Here is a 4,833-nt window from a genome sequence, read left to right on the forward strand (position 1 = left end):
AGCGGGCGCTGGCCGGCCGGTTCGCGGCGGCGGGGCGGCCGTCGGCGCGGCTGCTGCTGGCGTCCGAGCCGCACCACCGCGGCCCGCTGTCGGACGCGCTGATCGTGGCGTCCGGGCTGGCGGCGCTGGAGTGCGAGACGCGGCAGACGATCGAGGCGGGCGACCACACGCTGTTCGTCGCGGAGGTCCTGGCCGCCGACTACGTGGCGCACCGCCGCTCCCCGCTGATCAGGGTGAACCGCCGCTACCTGAGCTGACGGCACGGAGCCTGGTCCAGCCCGTCCCCCCGCCTCGTCCGGGCGGCGGGGCGGGCGGAGCGGATACGCTCCGGCGGAAAAACGCCCAGCGGATCATGAGGACTCGCGATGACCTATCCAGCGCCCCGCTACCACGGTGACAAGGGCGAGACCAGCGCCACCTACCGGCCGGACTCGTCCGAGCCGGACTTCTCCTACGAGAACGGCACCCGCGTCCACTACCTGGCCACGGGCGCCTCGACGGGCGGGAAGTTCGGGCTGTACCGGTGGGAGATGTCCGCGACGCCGAACGGTCCGTCGCCGCACTTCCACCGGTCGATCTCCGAGTCGTTCTACGTGCTGTCCGGCGCGGTCCGGATCTTCGACGGGACGACGTGGCTCGACACGTCCCCCGGCGACTGGGTGCACGTGCCGGAGGGCGGCGTGCACGGCTTCCGGAACGAGTCCGGCGAGCGCGCGTCCATGCTGATCCACTTCTCGCCGGGCGCGCCGCGCGAGGGCTACTTCGAGAACACGCCGCGCCTGGCGGAGATGACCGACGAGGAGCGTCTCGCGTTCTTCATCGAGCACGACACGTACTGGGTCTGACCGTACGGTCAGACCCGGTAGCTCATGGGTCGGCCGTCGTCGGACCGGTCAGACGCGGCGGCCCCGCTTCCAGACGGCGGCGACCTGCGGGACGCCGGGCCGGTAGGCCAGGTGGATGTGGGACGCGGCGGACAGCGCGAGCACGTCCGCCCGCGCGCCGACGCCGAGCCGTCCGACGTCGGTGCGGCGCAGCGCCCGCGCGCCGCCCGCCGTCGCCGCCCAGACGGCCTCGGCGGGCGTCATCCGCATGTCCCGGACGGCGACCGCGACGCAGAACGCCATGCTGGAGCTGTAGCAGGAGCCGGGGTTGCAGTCGCTCGCGAGCGCGACCGTGACCCCGGCGTCGATCAGCCGCCGCGCGTCCGGGTACGGCTGCCGGGTGGAGAACTCCACGCCCGGCAGGAGCGTCGCGACGGTCTGCGAGCCGGCGAGCGCCGCGACGTCCTCGTCGCTGAGGAACGTGCAGTGGTCGGCGGACGCCGCGCCCAGCTCGACCGCGAGCCGCACGCCCGGCCCCTCGCCGAGCTGGTTGGCGTGGACGCGGGGCATGAGCCCGGCCCTGATCCCGGCCTCCAGCACCTCGCGCGCCTGGTCGGCGTCGAACGCGCCGCGCTCGCAGAAGACGTCGATCCAGCGGGCGTGCGGGGCGCACTTGGCGAGCATCTCGCCGGTGACGAGCCGCACGTAGCCCGCCGGGTCGTCCTGGTACTCGGGCGGGACGACGTGCGCGCCGAGGAAGGTGACCTCGTCGGCGGTCTCCGCCGCGATCCGGACGGCCCGCTCCTCGTCCTCGACGTTGAGGCCGTAGCCGGACTTGCACTCGACGGTGGTGGTGCCCTGCCGCGCCATCTCGTCCACCAGCCGCCGGACGGTCGCGCGCAGCTCGTCGTCGGACGCGGCGCGCGTCTTCGCCACGGTGGTGCGGATGCCGCCCGCCTTGTACGGCTGCCCGGACATGCGCGCGGCGAACTCCTCGGCGCGCTCCCCCGCGAAGACCAGGTGGGCGTGCGAGTCCACGAACCCCGGCAGGACGGCGTTGCCGCCCGCGTCGTACGCCTCGTCGGCGGCGGGCGCGTCGGCGGCCCGGCCGACCCAGGCGACGCGCTCGCCGTCCAGGACGAGCGCCGCGTCCCGGACGATGCCGAGCGGGCCCTCGCCGAGTCCGGGCTCGTTGGTGACCAGTTCCCCGATGTCGGTGATGACGATGCTCACCGTCCCAGCATCGCACCCGCACAGCCGTCCGCCATGCCACGCCCCTCCGCCGGTGTCTGGCATCCGAGACGTCCGGCATGGGCCGGTGGCGGACGGCGCGGACGGCCCTTGCAGTTCGTAGTACGAACCAATATGGTTCGTACTACGAACTTTAAGTGAGGGGTCATCGTGGACGAGACCGTTGTGGTGGTCGGCGGAGGGTACGGCGGCGCGGCCGTCGCCAAGGCGCTGGACGCGCACGCCGACGTGGTGCTGGTGGAGCCGAGGGACGCCTTCGTCCACTCCGCCGGGTCGCTGCGGGCGCTGGTGCGGCCGGAGTGGGCGCCGAACATGTTCTTCCGCTACGACCGGCTGCTGTCCCGCGGCCGGGTCGTGCGGGCCCGCGCCGCCTCGGTGGACGCGGCCGGGGTGACGCTGGAGTCCGGGGAGCGGATCGACGCGGGCCACGTCGTGCTGGCGTCCGGGTCCGGCTACCCCTACCCCGCCAAGACGCGGACGGACGTGGCGGCCGAGGCGCTGGCGCAGTTGCGGGAAACGCACCGCGAGCTCGCCGGGGCCGCCCGGGTGCTGATCGCCGGCGCGGGACCGGTCGGGCTGGAGCTCGCGGGCGAGATCAAGGCGGTCTGGCCGGACAAGCAGGTGACGATCGTGGACCCGGCCGAGCGGATCGTCCCGGCGTTCGCCCCGGAGATGCGCGCCGACCTGCACCGGCAGCTCGACGAGCGCGGGATCGGGCTGCGGCTCGGCACCCGGCTGAGCGCCGAGCCGCCGGTCGAGCCGGGCCGCGCGCGGACGTTCACCGTGGACGGCATCACGGCCGACATCTGGTTCCGCGCGTACGGTGTTGACGTCCGGACGTCCCACCTGGGCCCGGACCTGGCCGCCGCGCGCACACCGGCGGGGCGCGTCCGGGTCACCCCGCACCTGAACGTCGAAGGCTTCCCCAACGTGTACGCACTGGGCGATGTCACGGACCTCGACGAGGCGAAGATGGCCGGGTACGCGATGCGGCACGCCGAGGTCGTCGCGGCGAACATCGCGGCGCGGGTGCGCGGCGAGGAGCCGACCGAGACGTACACGCCGTCCCCGATCCCGTCGGTGCTGCTGCCGCTCGGACCGGATGGCGGCGTCGGCCAGTTCCCCACGCCGGACGGCCCGCTCGTGGTCTCCGCCGAGACGGTCGCCGAGTACAAGGGGCGCGACCTGTTCATCGACCGCTTCGTGGAGCTCTTCGGCACCGAGCCCCTGACGGAGGCCGAGGCCGCGTCCGGCGCCGTGCCCGCGGCGGAAGCCGCGTCGGAGGCCGTGTCGGCGGGCCGACGCTAGTGCTCGTCCATGAAGATCTCGGGGACGTCGTTCTCCTCGACGACGCGGCCGAGCAGGTCGACCAGGACGTCGCGGTCGGCGGCGCTGAACCCGGCGGGCAGCTCCTCCACGCGGCGGCAGGTCTCGGTGTAGAAGTCGTCGGCGAGCGCCGCGCCGGCCTCGGTGAGCGCCACCCGGACGGCGCGGGCGTCGTCCGGGTCCGGCTCGCGGCGGACCAGCCCGCGCCGGGCGGTGCGGTCGACCAGCCCGGTCAGGCTGGACTTGGCGAGGCCGAGCATGGCGCCGAGCTCGCCCATGCCGATCGGCCGGGGCATCAGGACGCAGAGCAGCTGGCCCTGCTGCGAGGTGAGGCCGTACTCCCGCGCCGCCGCGGCGTACACGGCGTTCACCAGAAAGGACGACCGGACCAGGGCGGTCGCCACCGCCATCCGCTCACCCGTCGCTCTTCCCATACCCGCACGATATCTCGGAGGAAATACGATGCGTGATTCGCGTGACGAACTTGTCTTCGGGCTGGGCCTCTCCTCGGCGGTCCGGACGGCCGCGGCGATGCTGGAGCAGGCCGGACGCGCCGACCGGGACGGCCTCGACATGGTCAGCGTCTCCGACCACCCGTACTACGCCGACCGCCTCGACGCCTACGCCACCCTCGGCGTGCTGCTCGGCCGCACCCGGCGGGTGTCGGCGTTCGCGAACGTCAGCAGCCTGCCGGTCCGCCCGGCGCCGCTGCTGGCCCGGACGGTCTCCTCGCTGTCGGAGCTGTCGCAGGGGCGGGTGGTCCTCGGCCTCGGCGCGGGCGGGCTGTGGGACGAGGCGGCCCGGATGGGCGTCGAGCGGCTGACGCCGGGCCAGGCCGTGCGCGCGTTCGAGGAGGCGTTCCAGGTCGTCCGGGCGCTGTCGGGCGGCGGCGGACCGGTCACCTTCGAGGGCGAGTTCTACCAGGTCAGGGGGTTGGAACCGGCCGCCGCCCCGGCCCCGCCGATCTGGACCGGCTCCAACGGCCCGCGCTCGCTGGCCGTCACCGGCCGCCGGGCGGACGGCTGGATCCCCGGGCACGCCGCCGACTGGCTGAGCGAGCGGTACCGCTGGTCCCGGCCGATCATCGACGAGGCCGCCGCGGCCGTGGGGCGCGACCCGTCCGAGATCCGCACGATCTACAACCTGCCGGGCCGGATCACCGATCGCCCGCTCGCCGCGACCCGCGACGCCGAGGGCCGCTGGATCGGCGGCTCGCCCGCGCAGTGGGCGGAGGAGCTGACGGGCGCGGTGCTGGAGCACGGCGCGGCCGGGTTCACCTACTTCGGCGACGAGCCGGACGCCTGGGCGCGCGAGGTCGTCCCCGCCGTCCGGGAGGCGGTCGCGGCGGCGCGCTCCGCAGCGTCCGGGTGATGGCCGTCGGCGGTGGCCGCGGCGTCGGCGAGGTGGCGCAGGAGGGCGGCGGTGGCGGGCG

The 4,833-nt window shown here is 74.7% G+C and carries 6 protein-coding genes; 4 read left to right on the forward strand and 2 right to left on the reverse strand.

Annotation, left to right across the window (positions count from 1 at the left end; translation table 11 throughout):
• Both DZF91_RS28115 and DZF91_RS28120 read left to right on the forward strand, forming a co-directional pair.
• On the forward strand, window positions 1-257 hold a 257-nt coding region (locus tag DZF91_RS28115), incomplete at its 5' end, for a flavin reductase family protein (RefSeq protein ID WP_199486949.1).
• A gap of 108 nt (window positions 258-365) precedes the next feature.
• The gene (locus tag DZF91_RS28120) at window positions 366-845 is read left to right on the forward strand and encodes a cupin domain-containing protein (RefSeq protein ID WP_117360143.1); all 480 of its coding nucleotides are present in this window, start codon (window positions 366-368) and stop codon (window positions 843-845) included.
• A 48-nt stretch (window positions 846-893) separates the two neighbouring features.
• Here DZF91_RS28120 and hutI read toward each other — a convergent pair whose 3' ends face one another.
• Entirely contained in the window at window positions 894-2,057 is a 1,164-nt protein-coding gene (gene hutI / locus DZF91_RS28125) for an imidazolonepropionase (RefSeq protein WP_235834624.1), read from the reverse strand.
• A gap of 168 nt (window positions 2,058-2,225) precedes the next feature.
• Between hutI and DZF91_RS28130 the strand changes: the two genes are divergently transcribed.
• Window positions 2,226-3,383, forward strand: a complete 1,158-nt coding sequence (locus DZF91_RS28130) for an NAD(P)/FAD-dependent oxidoreductase (protein WP_117360145.1) — start codon at window positions 2,226-2,228, stop codon at window positions 3,381-3,383.
• Here the strand turns inward: DZF91_RS28130 and DZF91_RS28135 are convergent.
• Window positions 3,380-3,835 (reverse strand): MarR family winged helix-turn-helix transcriptional regulator, encoded by a 456-nt coding sequence (locus DZF91_RS28135; RefSeq protein ID WP_117360146.1) that lies wholly within the window; start codon window positions 3,833-3,835, stop codon window positions 3,380-3,382. The genes DZF91_RS28130 and DZF91_RS28135 overlap by 4 nt on opposite strands.
• Window positions 3,836-3,863: 28 nt before the next feature.
• Here DZF91_RS28135 and DZF91_RS28140 point away from each other — a divergent pair, with 28 nt between their 5' ends.
• Window positions 3,864-4,772, forward strand: a complete 909-nt coding sequence (locus DZF91_RS28140; protein WP_117360147.1) for an LLM class flavin-dependent oxidoreductase — start codon at window positions 3,864-3,866, stop codon at window positions 4,770-4,772.
• Window positions 4,773-4,833: the final 61 nt, after the last annotated feature.

The sequence above is a fragment of the Actinomadura logoneensis genome, from assembly GCF_003428695.1.
In the GTDB taxonomy this organism is placed as follows: Bacteria; Actinomycetota; Actinomycetes; order Streptosporangiales; family Streptosporangiaceae; genus Spirillospora; species Spirillospora logoneensis.

Bases quoted from the DNA above. Each gene is read 5' to 3' on its own strand.
- DZF91_RS28120 (WP_117360143.1), top strand. From the start codon at position 366: ATGACCTATCCAGCGCCCCGCTACCACGGTGACAAGGGCGAGACCAGC.
- DZF91_RS28140 (WP_117360147.1), top strand. From the start codon at position 3,864: ATGCGTGATTCGCGTGACGAACTTGTCTTCGGGCTGGGCCTCTCCTCG.
- DZF91_RS28135 (WP_117360146.1), bottom strand. From the start codon at position 3,835: ATGGGAAGAGCGACGGGTGAGCGGATGGCGGTGGCGACCGCCCTGGTC.